This is a genomic window from Rhodovulum sp. PH10 (assembly GCF_000293785.1).
Lineage (GTDB): Bacteria > Pseudomonadota > Alphaproteobacteria > Rhizobiales > Xanthobacteraceae > Rhodoplanes.
The window spans coordinates 23346-43285 of sequence record NZ_AKZI01000082.1 but is presented as its reverse complement, the minus strand read 5'-3'; the positions used below and the strand labels follow the sequence as shown (position 1 = coordinate 43285).

Below are 19940 nucleotides of genomic sequence, written 5' to 3'. Positions count from 1 at the left end.
CCTGGGTCGCCGCCCGCCTCGGCGGCTGGAACTGCTACTACAAGCCGCCCGGCCCCAAGACCATGCGCGACGGCTGGAACAGCCTCGTCGCACACCTCGCAGGCTTCCTCCTCGCCACACGCGAAGCACTTCCGTGAATCCCGTAGGCGGATCAGGGGCGGACCAGGCGGGCGGCCCAGGTGGGCGCCCGGACGGGGTGGCACGGCGCATGGGGGGGCGCAACGGTCGGGCGAGGGGCGGCACAACGCGCGGGCGGAGGGATGGCGCAGGACTGCGGCCCTGCACCGGTCGGCGCGGCTGCCGGGCGTCGACGTCACGGGCGGCCGGTGCGGACAGCCTCTGGGGTCACCGCAGATGGTTCGATGTCACGGGAGAGAAATGGCGCGCCCGAAGTGCCTCAATTAAGAATTGTAGAAGTCGAGAAATTACCAGTTTTGCTTCGCGTAATCAAGCATTTGTTGCTGAGCCGTTCTCCTTACTCAGCAGCGAGAAATACAGCTTGTTGCACGCGATATTGGACGCCACGTTGAGCGGAGCACGACCCTACGGTTGGCCTATAAGATGGAACACCGGTGTTGAGAGTATCCAGCAGCATTTCTGACATCAGCGGCGTGAAGCGTCCGTTGTTGCCGAGGAACAGGTGAATCAAAAAGAGCCAACGATGCGCGGCTGCGGCGGCGGCAAGGATGGCGTCCGTTCTACCAGGCTTGCTGTCACAGCGACCGACCATAGCAATCAGACGGAATAGTTAAAATACCGGCCCTCACCGTAGTCGTAGATCTGCACTGACCTCCCGTTCACCAAACCGCTGAAATGATGGCCGCCATCATAATCGTAGCCGGAGAACGCAGTGCCTTTGATGCTGAGGTTCAGATGGCTTGCGGTACCGTAGTGGTAGAGGCTCGAACCTGAACCACCGAAATGCGCACCTGCTTCATAATCGTAGCCAGAGCCTATCGACGTGTGCCGTCCCCGGTCATAGCTATAGACACTCGACGGCCGCTGCCGGTTAACACGCGACGCGGCCTCGTATGCAACCATTCTCCGTATTTCTTCCCTCATCTGTGTTCTTTCCATATCCGTGACCACCAATTCTTGACGCCTGCCCAGCCCCCGCTGGCACTCGGCCGCTCGTCGCTCATGCTGCCCGCTGGACGTTGGGGATTGCTCTGCTGGCTGCCGAACTGCCGTTGCTTCGCCGCCCGATCAGCGGCGCGCCCGGCCGCGATCTCCTCGTCCGACCAATCCGGAGCCCACTCGATGTGGTTCTCACGAATCCAGTAGTGGGAACGGCACTTGAAGTTCCAATTGCCGATGGAGGGGTGCAGCGACATCGTGTCGCCGTCGTAGATCATCTTCCAATCCGTGCGGCCGAATGGAGTCACGACCTTCTCGCCGCAGCCGCAAGCGCAGCGGTGCACGGCGGTGCCGTACTCGATCGACACGTAGAGTATGCGCTCCTTCAGCTCCTTCGGTACGAACTCGACGAATTCATGAGTAAACTCGATAGGCCGGTTCATTTGGTAGGCTCGCTGGTGAGCATGTTGCAGTCGATCGTGTAGGTGCTGAGGTACTCGCCCTCGTAGTCAGCATAGAAGGCGAGGAGCTTCTTCCAGCGGATCACGGCCATGGCTGCGTTCAGCATATTTAGGTCGGCGATCTGGATGTTCTTGTCGTACTCGTCGTTGCCGCCTTCACCCGCGAGCGCGATGCCGCCCTTCTCGCGGGCGAGATCGCGGTGCCCTTCCGTACTGGTCGTGACGCGCACGATCCCGTGCAGAGTCTCGTCCTTGGCGTATAGTCCCATCCCCACATCGACGAAGGGCACGCCCCATTCCTCCAGCTTCTGGATGATCAGGGCTTTCGGTTCGGGCTTATCAATGCACACGAATACAAACCGCATCTCGCGCAGCAGCTCGACGTTCGACGCGTCGATGAACACGCCGTGCGAGACGATGCCACGATGCATCTTTTCGTAGATGGCCTTGAAGTGGTCGACCTTGAGCGGCTGCTCCCGCAGTTCCTCGATCGAGGGAGCCCCCGGCGCTCGGAACGCGTTGTGGGTGGAGAAGACGTCCCCATCGAAGGTGTGGATTTCCTTCGTCGGCGTCTTGGCCACCTGGTCGAGTACGTAGGACCCGGTGCCGCCCAAGCCGACGATGGCCACGCTCTGGATCGCCAGCTTCTTCGTGATCATGTTGATGTCGGCGCGGCTGGAGGCAGTGTCCAAGTAATTGAACGGCGTGTCCTCGTCCTCCGGCTCCTCGACGCGGTACACGCGCGCCTTGGCTTCCGGGTCCAGCGCCTGCGCTTGACTTTCCAGAATGGTGACGTAGGTGGCCATCTTCTCGTAGTAGTCCACGTAGTAGCCGCACTGGGGCTTCTGCGAGAAGGAGATGATGGCCGCGTGCTGCTCGTCGATACGGGGGCCGCCCATGCCGCTCACGATCTCCTGCATCTGCGAGCCGTCGTGGTGACACGGATACTCGCCGATGAAGTAGGCCTGATGGTTGTCGGGCCGCTGCGTGATGTCGCCGGCGAGATTGAGCGGCGACAGGAGGATTCCGCGCTTCACCTCGCGACGTGCCGTAACGTACGGCACGTCCTTGACGAGGAGGTACGTCGCGCGGACCTCGATGTTGAAGCCGTCGTCACGCAGCCACTTCAGGTCGGCATTACGACTTATCAGTGCGCGTGACATTGAAGATCGTGCCGTTCTTGATCTTGACGGTGCCGCTCGGGAGCAACGTGCCCTGATGCAAGGGCCCGGCAGCCTTCTTGAAGGTCACCGTGAAGACGATCTGCGGGCCGGTCGGCAGGCCCGGGAACGTCAGCCGGGTGATCTCGTCGAAGGTCAGCACCCGCTTACGCACCACCACCGGCTCGCCGTTGATGACGATCTTGAACGCTCGCTCGCGTTGCTTGGCGCTGTGGAAGTGCTCGTCCGCGCGCAGGTAGAAGCGCTCCCCGTCCTTGGCCACCAACTCGTCTTCGCGGTTGCCGTCGACCTCGCGGTAGAGCTCGTCCTCGTCGCCGAGGTGGGCGAGAGCATAGAGCGCCGCCCCCGTCGTGGGGGTCGGCGACGTATAGGCGTGCTGGTCGATATGGACCTGCACCCCCTGATCTGCGTGTTGCTGTTCCATCTGGAAGGGCCTCCTTGACCCTTTTGTTGTCTTGAGCCCCTCACATAGCACGGCGCGCGGGTAAATGCGAGTCATGAGCACAAATTAATTGTGCTCTTAGATCACAATGTGATTTTCGTTGACAAAATAAATGCGAATCTCTACACACGCGGGATGGACCATAAATGGATCTACCCCATTATTGGCGAGCGCGTGCGACAGCGGCGCAAGACCTTCAAGCTGAAGCAAGAAGTTCTTGCTGAGAAAGTCGGGATGTCCCGCGCGACCGTGGCCAATATCGAGACCGGTCGGCAAAACGTGCTGGTTCACCAGCTCTTTGCGCTGGCTGAAGCGCTCGAAATCGAGCCTCAAGCGCTCCTACCCGACAAGGACCTGCGTCCCACCACGGAGGAACGCGGCAAGGCGGCGGTCGCCCCCACCGTGCCGCTACCCGCCGACTTGAAGCCGCAATATCGCGAGCAGGTCATGCGCGTATTCGCAGAAGCTGCACCAGAATCACCACCACTACCGGAGGGGGGCCATGGCAAGAAAACAAAGCGATGATCCAGAAGCACGCGCAGAAGAAACACTAGCAAGCCTGAATATTCGTAGCCTGCCCATTCCAGTAGAAAAAGTTGCAAAAGGTCTCGGTGCGCAAGTTCGCTTCTCGCCGCTCGACGAAGAATTATCGGGCATGATTTTTATCAAGGATGGCGTTCCCATCATCGGCGTTAACGCGCTGCACCATCCCAACCGTCAACGCTTTACAATCTCCCACGAAATCGGCCATCTCGTGCTCCACAAGGACATGATTACAGCCGAAGTCCATGTGGATAAGGGTTTCCCGATCCTTATGCGCGACGCCATATCAGCGACCGGCACGCAGCAATTGGAAATCGCTGCGAACAGGTTTGCCTCAGCACTCCTCATGCCGATGAGTTTCTTGAAGCAGGCACTTGCCGGGAAGTCGATCGACATTGACGACGAAAAATCACTCGAAGCGCTGGCGAAGAAATTCAGGGTAAGTAGGCAAGCGCTTGAATACCGAATGCGGAAGCTAACTGAATTGGGATAGCTCCGCATACCCACGATGGGGGCGTAAATGGGATTCGTGTTTTATGATGCCGAGACCACTGGCACCAATACCACGTTCGACCAGATTCTTCAGTTCGCGGCGATCCGCACGGACCCGGAGCTGAAGGAGATTGATCGGTTCGAGGCGCGCTGCCGCCTCATGCCGCATATCGTGCCCTCCCCGGGTGCCATGCGGGTCACAGGCACCACGCGCGCGCGGCTGCTCGATGCCTCGCTACCCACACACTACCAAATGATGTGCGCGATCCGCGCCAAGCTGCTTTCGTGGAGTCCGGCGATCTTCGTCGGCTACAGCTCGCTCCGGTTCGATGAGCACCTGTTCCGGCAAGCGCTCTACAAGACCTTGCATGCTCCCTACCTGACCAATACCGGCGGCAACGCGCGGACCGATGCGCTGCGGATGGCGCAGGCAGCCCTGACGTTCGCGCCGCAGGCGCTCACGGTTCCTGTGGGGTCGGATGGGAAGACGGACTTCAAGCTCGATCGCCTTGCGCCAGCCAATGGCTTCAGACACGCGAACGCGCACGACGCCTTGGCGGATGTCGAGGCGACGATTTTCCTGTGCCGCCTACTGATGGACCGCGCTCCCGACGTCTGGTCGACCTTCATGCGCTTCAGCAATAAGGCTTCCGTTGTCGATTTCGTTTCCGGCGAGCGGATTTTTTGCGTTGCTGACTACTTCTTCGGCTGCCCATTTTCGTGGTTCGTGACACCGATCGGCGCGAACCAGGTCAACCCGTCAGAATTCTACGTCTACAATCTCGCGATTGATCCGGAGGAACTGGCCGGTTTGTCGGACGACCAGCTCGTGGAACGGATGGGCCATTCGCCCAAGCCCATGCGGAAACTCAAATCGAACGCCTGCCCGATGTTGGTGCCGTGCGACGAAGCTCCGCCCATTACCGCCGGGATGCGGCTCGGCATGCAAGAGATCGAACGCCGCGCCGATCTACTCCATACGGACGAGGCGCTTCGCAACCGCCTCAACGCCGCCTTCCAGACCTCGATTGGCGTATGGGCACCATCGCCGCATGTCGAGATGCAGATTTACAATGGCTTCTTCTCGAACCCGGATACGGTGCTGATGGATCAGTTCCATGCGGCGCCGTGGGAACAGCGCCCGGCCATCGTTCCGCGTTTTGCCGATCAGCGGCTCCGAACCATTGGCAACCACTTGATCCATGTCGAACGGCCTGACCTCCTCTGCGCATCCGACTGCCAAGAATATGACCGCGCTCGGGCGCGGCGGCTGCTTGGCTCGGACGGCGATGTGCCATGGATGACCGTGTCGAAGGCGCTGGCGCAGCTTGAAGACCTCATTGCCAAGTGTGAAGCGCACGAGCACGAGCTTCTAAATGGTCACCGGCAGCATTTTATTGAGTGCTCACAGCAGGCTTCCGCGCTCATCAGAGCTTCCACAACAGGAGCTGCGTAAGGCTCGTTCGGGATGAATAAGGCTGGGCTCTTCTACGCCTCGTCCGGTGCTTTCTCAGGAAGGAGTCTGGGTATCGAGCGGAGGCGAACGGGCCGGAAAGGCGATGCGTAGCGGAGCTGCAACCGCAGCAAGGCCGCAACCATCGACGAAAGAATAAATCAATACTCCATATGTTAAACTAGGATAATTCGTACTTGGCGTAGGCTGACCTTCAAGTGGGGCCTTTGCGACGCAGGATGAATATCCTATTATCGAGACACTAGGTTGCTATCTATGTATCCCCAGAAGCGGCCGATAATTAAGCGCTTTCGGACAAGATGTTGATTTCGGCCTCGCGGGTAGCTGGTCTGGACTGTGTACAAGTATGAGAGCACCCTGCGCGTTCTTCGCGAATGGTGCACCATGCGCGGGTGTGGCAGGGGGGAGCAATGCGGATTTTGCATACGGCCGATTGGCATATTGGTCAGACCGTGAACGGGTGGACTCGCGAGGTCGAGCACCGGGCTTTCCTTCAGACGCTTTCCGACCTTGTCGCCGCACAAGCTGTCGATGCGCTGATCGTTGCCGGTGACGTCTTCGACGGAATCAATCCGTCGGCCGAAGCGATGCAGCTTCTTTATGAGAGCCTGCTGGCGATGCGCGAGCGTCGGCCGACGCTTACGACGATTATGGTCGCGGGCAATCACGACCCGGCGGGGCGGCTGGAGGCACCCGCAGCCCTGCTTCGAACCATCGGCGTCCATTCCGTCGGGATCATGCATTCGCAGGGAGGTTCGATCGACCTAGACAGACATCTCGTGCCGTTGCGTGATGAATCTGGAAACATTCGCGTTTTCGGACTTGCGATACCTTATTTGCGTTGCGCTGATCTTCCGGCTTTACAGCAGACCGAAGACGAACCCGGTTCCCCAATCGTCCGTGCTACCCGCGAACTCTATGCCAAAGCGTATGCCGCCGCTCGGACTCATGCCGGACTGATCCCACTCGTCGCCACTGGCCACCTTCACTGCACCGGCACTCAGGAAAGCGAAGGCGCCGAACGTCGCATTCTCGTTGGCGGCGAGCACGCCGTGCCCCACGACATTTTTCCCACCGACCTCGCCTATGTAGCGCTCGGCCACCTGCACCGGCCCCAGCAGGTCGCCCGCCGCAACGTGCGTTATTCCGGATCGCCGTTTCCCCTTTCGGCAACGGAACTTCCGTACGAGCACGGGGTCAGCCTCATCGAGCTGCACGACGGCGCTGTTCAGTGTGAGCACGTCCGTCTCCCGCGGACTGTCCCATGTATACGTGTTCCTGAAACCGGCGGCGTCACGTCGCGCGCGCTTTCCGAAACGCTCACACAGCTGGCCTTCGACCCCGATTGCCCGGTGGAAAGTCGACCCTTCCTCCACGTCGTCGTCGAACCCGACGGACCGGCAGCGGGGTTGATCGCGGAGGTCGACCAGATTCTCGCCGAGTATCCGGTCAGGTGCGCCAGCATCAAAATCGAGCGACCTCAATCCTCCGAGGAAGCTGGGCCATCGCCGGTCATGATGAACCTCACCGAATGCGATCCCATGGACCTGTTCGAGCGCGCCTTCACCGAGACCCATGGTGTGACGCCGGAACCCGAACATAAAGCGGCATTCGATCAATTGCGGGTCGAGGTCTGAACTATGCGCATCCTCGCCATTCGAGGCCGAAACATCGCCAGCCTCGCAGACAGTTTCGAAATCGCCCTCGATGCCGAGCCCCTCGCATCGGCAGGACTGTTCGCGATCACGGGCGAAACCGGAAGTGGCAAGTCATCCATTCTCGACGCCCTGTGCCTTGCACTTTATGCGAGCTGCCCCCGGCTCGCGGGAGACGGGCTTCGGGAGTCTCTGCCCGACATCGGCGAAGAAATCCTTTCCAACGATTCCAGGACGTGCCTCCGGCGGGGGGCAGCTGAAGGCTTCGCCGAGGTTGATTATCGCGGCATAGACGGAGTGCGGTACCGAGCGAACTGGACCGCGCGCCGCGCGCGCGGCAAGGTGACGGGCTCGCTGCAGAAAGTTTCGGTTTCGCTCAAGAAGATCGACGACGGGACGGTGGTTGAAGCCAACCTCACGGGTGTCAAAGCCGCCGTCGAGCGAACCACCGGGCTGTCCTATGACCAGTTCCGCCGCACCGTCCTTCTCGCCCAGGGCGATTTCGATGCGCTTTTGCGCGCCGATGCCAACGCACGCGCAGAACTACTCGAAAAGATTACCGGAACGTTCGTCTACCGCGAGATATCCAAAAAGGCGTATGACCAGTGCTCGGCCGCGGAGCAAGCCGTCCAGTTGCTCGAAGGCCGCAGGCAGGATTTTCGGCTGCTGTCGGAGGACGACCGAAAGACACGGGCCGACGAGAAGTTGACGCTGGAAACCGTCGCGGCGACAGCAACGCGTCGCCGATCGGAAATCGACCTTCTTCTGGCGCGGCACACTGCTATCGATCTTGCAGAGACTAATCTCGAAAAGGCCAGGGGGACGCTCGACCAGGCTCTGGCTGAGGTCGAGCGGCTAACGCCACAACGTCAACGTCTGATCCGGATCGACGCAGCGGAACGCATCCGTCCCGCTTTCACGCGCCGCGCGGAAAAGCGCGGGAACCTTCAGACGATTGAAGCGAAGTTGGTCGAAGCATCCGGAAACGCCACCGAAGTCGAAAGACAGGCGGAAGAGGCAGCCGCGGCTGTTCGCACAGCTATTGACGCCCTCAATGACTTCGAACGCCGGTTCAAAGAGTATGGGCCGGTATGGACCGAGGCCACGCGGCTTGATGCCGACATCCTTACGGCCAGGAGCGAAGTTGCTGGTGCGGAAGGACGCGCCGCCCAACTCCACGACGAGCATGCGAGACTGGAGGACATCGCCACCCAGCTCGAATCGCAGGTCAACACGACCGCAGAGGATTGCGCGCGTCTCGACCGCGAACTCTCATCTCTAGAACACCTGAAGCCTCTCGCCGACCGGTGGGAAGAGATCAACGAAAAGATCGACCGGCGAATATCGCTCGTTGGAACAATACAGAGCCAGGCTGGGGCTCTTGAACAGCACGAAACAACTCATTCCAAACTTGAAGGAGAGATCGCCGAACTTGACACGGCTGATGCGCGCGACATGGCTGCGCGTGACGAGGTTGCGAAAGGGCTGTCCGGCCTCACGGCCGAGTTGTCCGACCTCGACGAGCCGGGTCTGACGGCCCGGAGCGACCTCCTGTCCCGGCTTCGCACTTCCTTGCAAGACCTCCGGCGTGCGGCGCAGAATTACGAAACCGCCGCGAAGAATGCCGCCACAGCTCGGGCCGATCTGGCCACGGCTGAAAACGACCTTCGCCAGGCGACCCAGGACAATGCCACGGCCACGACCGCGATGAAAATGGCAGAGGCGAAGATCGAGGCCCTGACCGCACCTCTTGCCCGAGCCGAGGATGCGACATCAGACGCCGCCGCTCACCTGCGTGATCGCCTCGTCGAAGGTGAGGCGTGCCCGGTCTGCGGGTCCATTGAACATCCTGTCCATGGTGACGCTACGCTTCGAGAAATCGCATCCGGTCTGCGCGCTGATCTTGGGGCTGCCGAACGAGAACTCGCGGAAGGCCGGAATGCGTTGCTCGACGCTGAGAAGCGCGCAACGAAGGCCACTGCGAAGCAGGCGGAGGCACGGAGCGCTGCCGACCGGTCCGAAGCTCAGATGCGAGCGGAAACGGACGCCTACGTGACGGGTCATCGTATCTATGAAGAATTGGCCGGATCACTTGAAATCCCGGTCCTCTGCCCAACCACGCCTATCGATGCCCCGGACACAATCGCCAAGGCTTTCGATCATGCAGGGGTGGCGCTGGACGAAACGAGGAACAATCTCGCCAAAGCCACCAAGCTCAAGACAGAAATCGCTCGGTTCACAAGCCAGCGGGACACCCTCAATAGAGCGTTCGAGACGCGCCTTGCAGAACGGACCCGCACGCAAAACGCGTTGTCAGTAGCCGCGTCCGCGTCCGCCACGACCAAGGCCGAGCTGGCTTCTGCAAAGTCCACGCTCCATGCCGTCGATGATGATCTTCTGCCGTGGCTGCGGTTGGCAAAAGCATCCCCTGAAGACCTCGATCAGGATCCCGAAGCCACGAGGCAGAGCCTCGCTGACCTGGTCGAAGCGTGGTCGAGCGAGAAAATGAACCGCGAGTCGGCGGAGAAGCACAGAATCGAACTCGCGCCGAAAGCCGCCGAAGCACGTTCTCAATCGAATGCCGCGAAGAGTTTGGCGGAACAGGCCAAGCGCGATGTCGAAACCCGAAAGACTGCGCTCGACGAGAAGGTCCACGCACGGGCCGGGCTGCTCGGCGGTGAGGCCACGGACGTTCATCGAAGCCGCGTCAACAGAGAGCGGCAACAAGCCCAAACAGACAAAGACCGTCTCTCAGCGGTCTCGACGACTGCGACTGCGGCCCTCGCAACGGCCACGCAAGCCGTCGCATCTTTGACCCAGCAACGCGACACTCTTACGTCAGAAGCCGCCAACGCCGACCGGGTGTTCATTATCCAATTGCAGCAGGCACAGCTCGGCGAGCCCGAAGTCACCGAACTTCTCGCACTCGATATGGCAGAGGTCGACGAACTACGCCGAACTTTGTCCAGTGCCGATAACAAGGTCGTCGAGGCGAAATCCGCACTCACAGAGCGTCAGGCCGATCTCGCTACCGCCTCGACGGGCGGGCGACCTGAAGTTGCGAAACCCGAACTTGAAGGGGAACGCACCAAGCTCGATGCCGACCGGGAAGGCTATCAGCTGCGCATCGGCGCGATTACAAACGAACTTGCGAACGATGACGAACAACGGAAACTGTTCGCTGATCTGGAAACCGAGATCGCCGCCGCCACCGCTACCGCGAAGATCTGGAAAGACATCAACGCGGCGATCGGCTCTCGCACCGGGGATCGCTTCGCGCGTTTTGCCCAGAACCTCACCCTCGACGTTCTTGTCCAGCTTGCGAATACGCATCTCGCCAGTCTGAAGCCGCGCTACCGCCTAAAGAGGGCGGCGCAAGACCTCGGCCTCCACATTATCGACTGCGACATGGCCGACGAAGTACGGTCGACACGCAGCCTGTCGGGGGGTGAACGGTTTCTTGTGTCACTCGCGCTCGCCCTTGCCCTATCGGGCCTCGGGGGGCGGCAATCATTCGCGGACACCCTGTTCATCGATGAAGGCTTCGGCTCGCTCGACGCCGACACCTTGGAGATCGCGATCGATGCCCTGGAAACCTTGCGCAGTCAGGGCCGCACTGTCGGCGTCATCAGTCATGTCGAAGCGATGAAAGACCGCATACCGGTGCAGGTACGCCTTGTCCGGCAAGGGGCCGGACGAAGCACGGTAAAAATCGTCGCGCCTGAAGCGCAATAATCGCCAGCAAATGCATCAGCCAATAGCGATGAACGGGCTCGCCACAGCCATTCCATGTCTCGGGAAACGAAAGTTCCCCAAACTCAATGTGGTACGCCGCAACCTGTACTCATCAAGTATTTTAAGATCTCCCGCCGGTGCTTTCTCGTGCTACCTACAGCAGCCCTTTGATTGCACGCGCGTACCGGATGTGCGATACTTGATCGAAGTCAAGCAGGCGCCAATTATAGTTGCGTTCTATGAGAAAACATGGGCATCCCTGTCAAATCCGTTTATCCCAACATTCCCTGAACTGGCGTTCATCGTATAAAATATTTGAGTTCGTAGCCTATCCCACCTGTCTCCAGAGCGAACCTCCACGAGTGGCCTGATGTATATCCGATCAGTCACAATTTCCGGCTTCCGGTCATTTGGACCCACGCCTCACAAAATCAAATTCTCCGACGGTCTCACTGCCGTCATTGGTCCAAATGCGTCGGGCAAGACAGCGCTGCTACAAGCGCTGTGCAAATTGTTTGGCATCAGCCGGGGGCAACGCAACGTTCAGCGTTCAGATTTTCACTTGCCGGTCGGCGTGGGACCGGATGACCGGACGGCCCGCAGCCTTACAATTGAAGTTATCATCGCCTTGTCCGAACTCGCCAAAGGATCGGCAACATCGAAGACGGTTGCGCCTTGCTTCAAGCACATGCAGATCGCCAAGACCGGGGCGACGCCGGTGTGTCGCCTGCGGCTTGAAGCCCAATGGGCCGATGACGGTACCGCTGAAGGCGAGGTGACACAGGATCTGTTCTGGATCACAACATTAGATGACGCCATAAAGGACGAGCATAAGAGCAAGGTTGCACCGTTCGAGCGTGGGTTCATTCAAGTCTACTACACACCAGCGACGCGCAATCCTGAAGCGCAGATCAAGCTCTCTACGGGGGCTCTCGCCGCCCGGTTGCTTCGTGCCATCGAGTGGTCGAAAGGAACGCGTAAATCGGTGGAAGACGCGACGAAGGCGCTTTCGGATGCGTTCGGAGGCGAGTCCGCCATTAAGGCGATGAGCGAGGCGCTCTCAACGAGATGGCGTGACCTGCACGATAGCGTGACCGACAAGGACCCCGGCCTTGCTCTGATGAGCCAGCGGTTCGAGGAAGTCGTCGCAAAGGTGCAGGTGTTATTCGAACAGCAGGCCACCGGAGTGGAGCGGGGCCTCGACGTGCTCAGCGATGGGCAGTTGTCATTGTTCTATTTTGCGCTCGCGGCTGCCGTATTTGACCTGGAACGTGCGGCCGTCGATGGCACGATTTCCGGTTTTCGGCCTGACGCCTTGCGTATCCCGGCATTGAGCGTGTTCGCGATAGAAGAGCCGGAGAACCATCTCTCGCCATACTACCTCTCCCGTATTGTGCAGCAGGTCCGATCCATCATCACCGGCCATGCGGCGCAGGCGCTCGTCACAAGTCACTCCCCCGCCGTGCTTAGCCGCGTGGAGCCCACGGAAGTTCGTTATTGCCGTTGTGACGTCACGTCGCGCGAAACAAGTGTCACGGCCATCAAACTTCCTGAAGACGACGAAGAAGCGGGAAAATTCGTCCGTGGTGCCATGCTGGCGTTTCCTGAACTGTACTTCGCGCGTTATGTGATACTTGTTGAAGGTGATTCTGAACGAGTGGTAATTCCACGCCTCGCGCAGGCTGAGGGACTCCTTGTTGATCCGTCATTTGTTGCAATCGTTCCACTCGGCGGTCGGCATGTTCGGTATTTCTGGGACCTTCTGGAGGGCTTAGACATACCGTATGCCACTTTGCTGGACTTCGACCTTGGGCGCAATGGCGGAGGGTGGGGGCGGATCAAGACCACGCTTGTTGAACTCATCGAGAACGGTTATTCCCGCGAGCAGCTGTTGAAATGTCAGAACGGTACGCTTGTTGATCTCAAAACCATGCACACGTGGCCGACAAACGAATATCTAGCGTCTTGGGTCACGTTCTTGCGGGAATATGATGTATTCTTTTCCGATCCGCTCGACCTAGACATGGCGATGCTGAAAGCCGTTCCTGCAGCCTATAATGCGATCATACCAAAAGATGGTGGACCGTCAGGCAAGACGGAAACCGCTGATACAGCCGTTTTGGGAAACGGCGGCGAAGGCATTGAGCCGTACAAGAAGTATTACCCCGGCTACGCCGAGTTGATGCCTGAATATCGGTATCATTTTCTGACCCACAGTAAGCCGGCCACGCACCTACGGGCGTTCACGCATCTGGATGACGCGGCACTGAAGAAAAACATGCCGGAGCCGTATCGGGCGTTGCTGAAGGACGTGAAGGAACACTTGAGGCGAGACTGACAATGGCGTTGCCAATCCGTCGTATTGATCCAGCACATTGGCAGCCTGTGGGTATCGACGCGCTTGAAGACAACGCGATCGACGTCGTCCAATCCACGAATAATCGCTCGGTCATTGCCGGTCCCGGGTCTGGCAAAACCGAGCTTCTCGCGCAGCGCGCATGTTACCTCTTGCAGTGCGGCATCGCGCCGATCCCTCAGCGTATCCTTGCGATCAGCTACAAACGCGATGCCGCTGCAAACCTCGCAACTCGGGTGCGCGCGCGGGTGCATCCCGAGTTGGGCCACCGATTTGACTCGCTCACCTTCGACGCCTTCTCTAAGGGGCTCCTTGATCGCTTCGGGCAAGCACTTCCAAAAGAATGGCGTCCGACCCAAAACTATGAAATCACTAATGCGACCTTTACGGTTGTCCAAAACACGCTGGAACTTCTTTCACCACCCGCAGCGGTGGGGACGAAGCGCGACATTATTGCGATCAGCGTGAAGACCTTCGAGAAGGATCACCTTGTTGCAGCGCCCCTAGCGCTTACGCCGCTAGGCAGCCCGTCGCCTGCGCAATGGGCTGCCCGCGAATTCTGGCAGAACTGGTTGCACGGTGGATCGCACAGCGTGCTCACCTTTGCAATGATCGGACGGCTTGCTGAGTTGCTGGTTCGCACCAATCCGATGGTGCGTGATGCACTTCATCTGACCTATTCGCACCTGTTCATGGACGAGTTTCAGGACACGACCCAGGTCCAGTACGACCTTGCGAAAACGATTTTCTGGCAGTCAGAAACGGTAGTCACTGCGGTTGGTGATCACAAGCAGCAGATTATGCGCTGGGCCATGGCGATGGACGATCCGTTTACGCCGTTCGAAACAGAGTTCGGGGCGATACGTACGCCGCTTTTCAACAATTATCGATCCTCACCTGATCTCGTGCGTATTCAAGATGTGCTCGCGAAAGCGCTCGACGGTGGGTCCTCGACACCCATCTCCAAGGCTGAAGGGACGATTGTTGGCAATAGTTGCGAGGTCTGGGATTTCTCTTCCGTAGCCACCGAAGCGACGCTCCTTGCTGACTTCGTTGCGCGGGAAATGATCCAATATAGCCTTCAGCCACGTGACTTCGCATTTCTCGTTCGCATGAAGGCAGTGGACTATTTTACCACGCTTCAACCTGCGCTCGCGGCGCGCGGGATTCTTCTTCGCAACGAAGCCGCACATATTGGAAAGGTGGCTCTGCAAGAGCTGTTTTCCGAACTTCTTTCAGAGACTCTGATCACTGTCCTGCGTGTCGCAACTTCCGAAACCGCTGGACGATGCTGGTCAGAATGCCTTGATGCGATTTGCTCGCTCCGAGGTCTTGCTGTCGATGATGATGACCGCAGGCATATGGCTGGAAAGGCGCTGGAGCATTTCTCGGACGATTTTGTTACCCGCTTTCCAACGCCGCCCACTGATGAAAACCGGGCGGAGGAGATTCTAGCATCTGTGATCGACTTGGTAGGTCGCGCGAATTTGCTGACGGCGTCTCCGGCCTATCGACAAGGTGACTGGTTTGCGCGTGTGTGTGATGCCGCGCGAATGCATCTTGTCGCGTCATCTCGCAGTGCTGCGGGATGGAAGCAGGCTCTTGACACATATGAAGGGCTTCATGCTGTACCGTTGATGACGGTTCATAAGAGCAAGGGACTTGAATATCACACCGTTATATTCGTCGGTTTGGATGATGGTGCATGGTTCAATTTTCGACATCAATCGCAAGAGGAAATGTCAGGGTTCTTCGTTGCGTTCACCCGAGCAAAACAACGGGTTATATTTACCTATTGCGCTGGTCGTGGCAGGCGACAGCAGATTGCGCCGCTTTATGCTCTTCTCAAAAGCGCGGGTGTTCAGACCATCAAGAAGTCATAGCCGGGGAACTTCTCCGAAATTATGATTTTGCTTCATCTGCACGAGCTTATCGAGTATTACGGGGCCTTAATCAGTGGCTCCGTCCTCGCGCTTGCCGGATGCGACGACGTGCAGCGAGCAGTCGGGCAGGGGCGCTGAAGCTTGAGGGCCTCTTCAGTAGGGTCGGTCATCCAGGTCTCGATCTCGTCGGCGGTGCGCAGGATCACCGGCATGGCCTTGGGATGGACCGCGCCGACTTCGGCGTTCGCCTCCGTGGTGAGGAATCCGAACAGGTGGTGCTCGCCGTCGACCGGGTCTGATTTCGGGGTCCATGGGGTCCATATTCCGGCGAAGAGGGCCAGCGGGCGGGTTTCGTCGAAGGCGAACCAGGTCGGCGTCTTCTTTGGTTTGGTGTCGGCATGCTCGCAGAACGAGGTGAACGGCACGAGGTACCGGTTCTCCGGCTTCAGCCATCGCCGCCAGAGCGGCCTCTTCGTGTTGCGAATGTTGGTGATCGGAGACCCGCCGAAGGCGGGGGGACCCGGCATACCCCAGCGCGCCAGCGCCAGCTCGCGCACGCCATCGAGCCCGTTGCGCACCACCGGGGCGAGATAGTCCGGGAAGATGCCGGGATAGATCGGCAGGTTGCCCGTGCGGTCGCGCATGGCGCGGGTCAGTGCGATGATGGCGGCCTGTCCCTTGGTGAGGCTGTAGAGATTGCACATCCGGACAATATAGACCGCGATCCGGTCGCACCAAGGCCGGGGATCTTGCTGTGACGGCCTGCTGGTGACAGGGCTTTACCGTTGCCCACGGAATTTTCGGTAATCGATTGGTACAGGCAGGAAGCGGGTTCTGTTTGGAGTGGCCGCTCGCGACTTGAGCGGTCACCCTCGGCGCATGAGCAACATTCCGGACGACCTACCCCGTCAGACGTATTCCCTCGCAAGCGCCGAGGACACAGAAATACGCGCGCCCGGTGACTGGTGGCCGTGCGAGCCGAAGATCTGCGTCTTCCATGTTCCGACGCGGGTGATGTTCGAACTCTCGCCGCGTCCCCATAAGCAGCCCGACGACACGCTTGAGCTGACCGACTTCCGGACGCGCCTGGCTCACCTGTGCGAAGGGGCGTCCGTTCCGGACGCTGTTGAACTTCAGAGGCTCGGGAAGGAGGCCCTCCTGATGGGCCTTCGGTACATTGGCCTCGTCGACATCCCGGATACGTCCGTCGCCGAACATGCAGGGAAGTGAGCCAGCCACAGGGCGCGTCCTGTCGTGCCAGTACGCCAGGACCGGGCTGTCGTGAACCGGGCCCCGTCTTCGCCGGGTCCCGGCCCTTCGGGCTTCCATCCCTCGCGCAGGCGGCGATGCCGACCAGAACAGTGTAGAGCTTCAAGCAAGGGACGCTAAGGGGCTCCGCCCCCCGCGCGCGCAAGGCATCCCGACACGTCCCGCCGCCTCCACGCGTATCCCCGCAAGCGGGGCCCCTCGCGCGGACCCTCGGCGGGCCGCGTCCGGAGCCTCCTTGCGCTTGCTACCCCCGGTCTCGCCGACGGGCAGGGTTGCAGCAGCAGCTGCAACCCATGACCAAGGAGGCGAACATGCAACTTCTCACTTCTGAACAACGTGATCAGATGCGGGCCAATGGCCGGTTTAATGCCGAGCACCCGGAACAAACGCGCGATTTCCGGCCCGTCGTCAAGCTCTTCTGCCCGTGGGGCGGGGCGACGTGGCTTCTGACCGAACTCGATCCCGAAGACCCCGATATTGCGTTCGGCCTCTGCGACCTCGGCCTCGGCTTCCCCGAACTCGGCACCGTCAGCCTCGCCGAACTCGAAAGCATCACCGGGCCCGGCGGTCTCCGCATCGAGCGCGATCTGTATTTCACGGCGGACAAGACCCTCTCGGCCTATGCCGACGAGGCGCGCCGTGCCGAACGCATCATCGCGTGAGGGGGCGGATATGAGAAAGGACGTTTACGAGACCGTCACCGCCCGCATCGTCGCCGACCTCGAACAAGGCGTGCGCCCGTGGCTCAAACCGTGGAGCGTGGAACATGCCGCAGGCCGGATCACAAGGCCGCTCCGCGCCAACGGCATCCCCTATCAGGGCATCAACGTCCTGATGCTCTGGACAGCCGCCCTGGAATGCGACTACGCCGCGCTATTCTGGATGACCTTCAAGCAGGCGATCGACCTCGGCGCGCATGTCCGCAAGGGCGAGAAGGGGAACCTTGTCGTTTATGCCGACTGCATTCGCCGCACCGAAACCGACAGCGCGACCGGCGAGGAGACCGAGACCGAAATCCCCTTCATGAAGGGCTACACGGTTTTCAACGTCGAGCAGATCGAAGGACTCCCCGCCCACTTCTACGCCGCTCCGCCGCCCCGCGCCGAAGCTCCGCAGCGGATCGAACGCGCCGAGGCGTTCTTTGCCGCGACGGGTGCCGACGTCCAGCATGGCGGCAACCGGGCCTGTTACGTCCTATCTCAGGACCGTATCGACCTGCCGCCCTTCGAAGCCTTCCGCGATCCGGAAAGCTACTACGCCACCCGCGCCCACGAGACCATTCACTGGACCCGGCACCCCTCGCGCCTCGAACGGGAATTCGGGCGCAAGCGCTGGGGCGATGAAGGCTATGCCATGGAGGAACTCACAGCCGAACTCGGCTCCGCGTTCCTCTCGGCCGACCTCGACCTCGCGCCGGAGGTTCGCGACGACCACGCCGCCTATATTGACGGCTGGTTGACGGTCCTCAAGCGCGACAAGCGGGCGATTTTCACCGCCGCGTCCTACGCCCAGCGCGCCGCCGACTTCCTGCATGGGCTGCAACAGCCCGCGCGGGAGGAAGTGGCCGCATGAGCCGCCGCCGCACCGCGCCCGCGCAACTCGGCTTCGATGCGTTGCTCTCGAACGCCGATCAGGTGAACGCCAACCGTCAGGCCGCGCGCGAATGCGCGGACCTGCCGGGAACGATGGAAGCGGCTTTGCCGTTCTACCGCTCGCTTATCGACCGGTATCACGCCGCCATGCGGACGGGCGACGCAGACGCCGTGCTCGCTATGCATCGCGAGGCGCACAGGCTCGCCCTCAAGCTGAACAACTTCGAGCCGGGTATCTGCGCTGATGACGATGCCCCGGGATGCGTGCTCGACCGGGAAACCCGTGCCCCGGACGGTATCGTGCCGCTCTGGGGCCAGAGCGGCAGCTTCGAAATCGCCGTCGGCACGATGCGCGTCCGCATCGACATCGAAGGCCTGTTCGGGATTTGCTCGGGCCATTTCGTATGGCCGGGGTTCTCGGCGCACGCCGTGGAACTCGACCGCCCCTTCCTCAGCGAAACCGGCTACCAGTCCTTCCTCGGACTCTCTGGCGCTCCAAAACCCGGCCTCACACCGGACAGCTTCACCGCTGCCGTGGTCGCGGGGCATGTCCGCCGGGAGCTGAAGGGACGCCTTCTCGCGATCAAGCCGGAATATCGCCGCGGGAAGGAGGGCGCGCCATGAGCATCGACCGCTTCCTCCTCGAAGGCCGCGCCTACAGCTGGCGGAAACTCTGCGAATTGCGCCGGGAACAGCTGGAGGCGATCCGGAAAGCGCGGGGCGCACAGCCCGTCTTGTTCGAGTTGCGGGAGGATCACCGGCCCGCACAAGAGCGCACCGCTGCGGGCCGCTACAGCGAGCCGGGGCTGTTCGACCGGCGCGGATAGCGCGGCATGAATCCCCGGGACGCCGCCCCGCCGGGGAATGTACGACGGGCCTCGCGCCTGAACGGCTTCCGCCTTCCCGCAACTCGCGGCTGGCGCAGCGGGTGGCTGGTTGGCTCACGATGATGCCCCCGTCCTGTGGTGAGCCGCGCATGCGGCCTTTCACATGTTGCCCATCATCGTCCCCGCGGCGGAGCAGGGTAAGGCCTAAGGGCCGCTCGGGCGGCCCAAGGCCCAACCGAAAAATGGCGGGACCCAGCCACGATTTTCTTCTTGCCCGTCTCGCGCGCTGACGCGCGCGGCCCGGACGGGCCCCGGGTCTTTATTGACGGGCCGCGCAGCGGGCGGATTGCGTGAACATGCTCGCCAAGGTGCTGCGCGGCCCGGTGTATCTCCGGCCCTCAAGAACAAAATCGCGGGTCCCCCCGCAATTTTCCGGTTGCCCCTGTCCGCCTGCGGGGCCGGTCGGGATGGGCAACGAGGCCGCGATCAGCGCGGGCTCACAACAAAAGGAGCATCGATCATGAGCAATGCACCCGCCTATTTCGCCTTCGCGGTGCGCGAGCGCGACAAGGGCAAGAAAGCAGTCTGGACCCGCATCGGCACCGTCTGGTCCCTGAAGGAGCGCGACGGCTTCAGCCTCGAGATCGAGGCGCTCCCGGTCAATTTCGACGGGCGGCTCGTGCTGATGCCCCCGAAGGCCGCGCAGGACGGAGGCCCCGCATGACGTTCCGTTCCATCACGCGTGATGCAGGCTCCCCCGAAAAAGGGGGAGCAGGCGCCCCGATCCCGGCGCGAACATCACCCCCGGCCATGTCCGCGCCTTCCAGATGATCACGTCGCGGCTCTACGACGACCGCGTCAATCTTTGGAGCTGCATGGTCAATGACGAGCCCGGCGTCGCCATTGTCCTCGTCGATGAGATCGCCGAGGACAAGCTGGCGGTGATGCCACTC

At 60.7% G+C, this 19940-nt stretch carries 18 protein-coding genes; 13 read left to right on the top strand and 5 right to left on the bottom strand.

The window, feature by feature from the left end; all coding sequences use genetic code 11:
* Nucleotides 1-735: 735 nt before the first annotated feature.
* Genes A33M_RS24035 through A33M_RS23060 form a run of 4 tightly spaced genes read right to left on the bottom strand, consistent with a single transcriptional unit; the run spans nt 736 to nt 3143 of the window.
* Nucleotides 736-1041: a hypothetical protein gene (locus A33M_RS24035; protein ID WP_157223481.1), complete on the bottom strand. Its 306-nt coding sequence runs from the start codon at nt 1039-1041 to the stop codon at nt 736-738.
* 17 nt (nt 1042-1058) lie between these two features.
* Entirely contained in the window at nt 1059-1520 is a 462-nt protein-coding gene (locus tag A33M_RS14015) for a DUF6527 family protein (RefSeq protein WP_040620661.1), read from the bottom strand.
* Entirely contained in the window at nt 1517-2701 is a 1185-nt protein-coding gene (locus tag A33M_RS14010) for a ThiF family adenylyltransferase (protein WP_008388206.1), read from the bottom strand. Before A33M_RS14010 ends, A33M_RS14015 begins: the two co-directional genes overlap by 4 nt.
* The gene (locus A33M_RS23060; RefSeq protein WP_083850465.1) at nt 2676-3143 is read right to left on the bottom strand and encodes a multiubiquitin domain-containing protein; all 468 of its coding nucleotides are present in this window, start codon (nt 3141-3143) and stop codon (nt 2676-2678) included. Before A33M_RS23060 ends, A33M_RS14010 begins: the two co-directional genes overlap by 26 nt.
* Before the next feature lie 108 nt (nt 3144-3251).
* Here A33M_RS23060 and A33M_RS23055 point away from each other — a divergent pair, with 108 nt between their 5' ends.
* The 7 genes from A33M_RS23055 to A33M_RS23045 all read left to right on the top strand — a co-directional run bounded on the left by A33M_RS23055 (nt 3252) and on the right by A33M_RS23045 (nt 15299).
* Nucleotides 3252-3686 (top strand): helix-turn-helix domain-containing protein, encoded by a 435-nt coding sequence (locus A33M_RS23055; RefSeq protein WP_202801895.1) that lies wholly within the window; start codon nt 3252-3254, stop codon nt 3684-3686.
* Nucleotides 3664-4197, top strand: a complete 534-nt coding sequence (locus tag A33M_RS14000) for an ImmA/IrrE family metallo-endopeptidase (RefSeq protein WP_040620660.1) — start codon at nt 3664-3666, stop codon at nt 4195-4197. Before A33M_RS23055 ends, A33M_RS14000 begins: the two co-directional genes overlap by 23 nt.
* Before the next feature lie 27 nt (nt 4198-4224).
* Nucleotides 4225-5652 carry an exonuclease domain-containing protein gene (locus A33M_RS13995; protein WP_008388200.1) on the top strand — a complete coding sequence of 476 codons (1428 nt, stop codon included), beginning with the start codon at nt 4225-4227 and terminating at the stop codon, nt 5650-5652.
* Nucleotides 5653-6080: 428 nt separating this feature from the next.
* Entirely contained in the window at nt 6081-7307 is a 1227-nt protein-coding gene (locus A33M_RS23050; RefSeq protein WP_157223480.1) for an exonuclease SbcCD subunit D, read from the top strand.
* 3 nt (nt 7308-7310) lie between these two features.
* Nucleotides 7311-11060: an AAA family ATPase gene (locus A33M_RS13985; RefSeq protein ID WP_008388195.1), complete on the top strand. Its 3750-nt coding sequence runs from the start codon at nt 7311-7313 to the stop codon at nt 11058-11060.
* A gap of 370 nt (nt 11061-11430) precedes the next feature.
* The gene (locus A33M_RS13980) at nt 11431-13398 is read left to right on the top strand and encodes an ATP-dependent nuclease (RefSeq protein ID WP_008388193.1); all 1968 of its coding nucleotides are present in this window, start codon (nt 11431-11433) and stop codon (nt 13396-13398) included.
* A 2-nt stretch (nt 13399-13400) separates the two neighbouring features.
* Nucleotides 13401-15299: a UvrD-helicase domain-containing protein gene (locus A33M_RS23045; protein ID WP_008388191.1), complete on the top strand. Its 1899-nt coding sequence runs from the start codon at nt 13401-13403 to the stop codon at nt 15297-15299.
* Between the two features lie 56 nt (nt 15300-15355).
* On the opposite strand, the gene A33M_RS13975 is transcribed toward A33M_RS23045, so the two are convergent.
* Nucleotides 15356-16003, bottom strand: a complete 648-nt coding sequence (locus tag A33M_RS13975) for an SOS response-associated peptidase (protein WP_008388188.1) — start codon at nt 16001-16003, stop codon at nt 15356-15358.
* Nucleotides 16004-16178: 175 nt separating this feature from the next.
* Here A33M_RS13975 and A33M_RS13970 point away from each other — a divergent pair, with 175 nt between their 5' ends.
* The 6 genes from A33M_RS13970 to A33M_RS13945 all read left to right on the top strand — a co-directional run bounded on the left by A33M_RS13970 (nt 16179) and on the right by A33M_RS13945 (nt 19711).
* Nucleotides 16179-16529, top strand: a complete 351-nt coding sequence (locus tag A33M_RS13970; RefSeq protein WP_040620657.1) for a hypothetical protein — start codon at nt 16179-16181, stop codon at nt 16527-16529.
* Between the two features lie 350 nt (nt 16530-16879).
* The gene (locus A33M_RS13965) at nt 16880-17230 is read left to right on the top strand and encodes a DUF2958 domain-containing protein (protein ID WP_040620667.1); all 351 of its coding nucleotides are present in this window, start codon (nt 16880-16882) and stop codon (nt 17228-17230) included.
* Nucleotides 17231-17240: 10 nt separating this feature from the next.
* Nucleotides 17241-18140 (top strand): ArdC family protein, encoded by a 900-nt coding sequence (locus tag A33M_RS13960; RefSeq protein ID WP_008388184.1) that lies wholly within the window; start codon nt 17241-17243, stop codon nt 18138-18140.
* Nucleotides 18137-18784, top strand: a complete 648-nt coding sequence (locus tag A33M_RS13955; protein WP_008388182.1) for a hypothetical protein — start codon at nt 18137-18139, stop codon at nt 18782-18784. Before A33M_RS13960 ends, A33M_RS13955 begins: the two co-directional genes overlap by 4 nt.
* Entirely contained in the window at nt 18781-18987 is a 207-nt protein-coding gene (locus tag A33M_RS13950) for a hypothetical protein (RefSeq protein WP_008388180.1), read from the top strand. The genes A33M_RS13955 and A33M_RS13950 overlap by 4 nt, the downstream gene beginning before the upstream one ends.
* Before the next feature lie 520 nt (nt 18988-19507).
* Entirely contained in the window at nt 19508-19711 is a 204-nt protein-coding gene (locus A33M_RS13945; RefSeq protein WP_008388177.1) for a hypothetical protein, read from the top strand.
* Nucleotides 19712-19940: the final 229 nt, after the last annotated feature.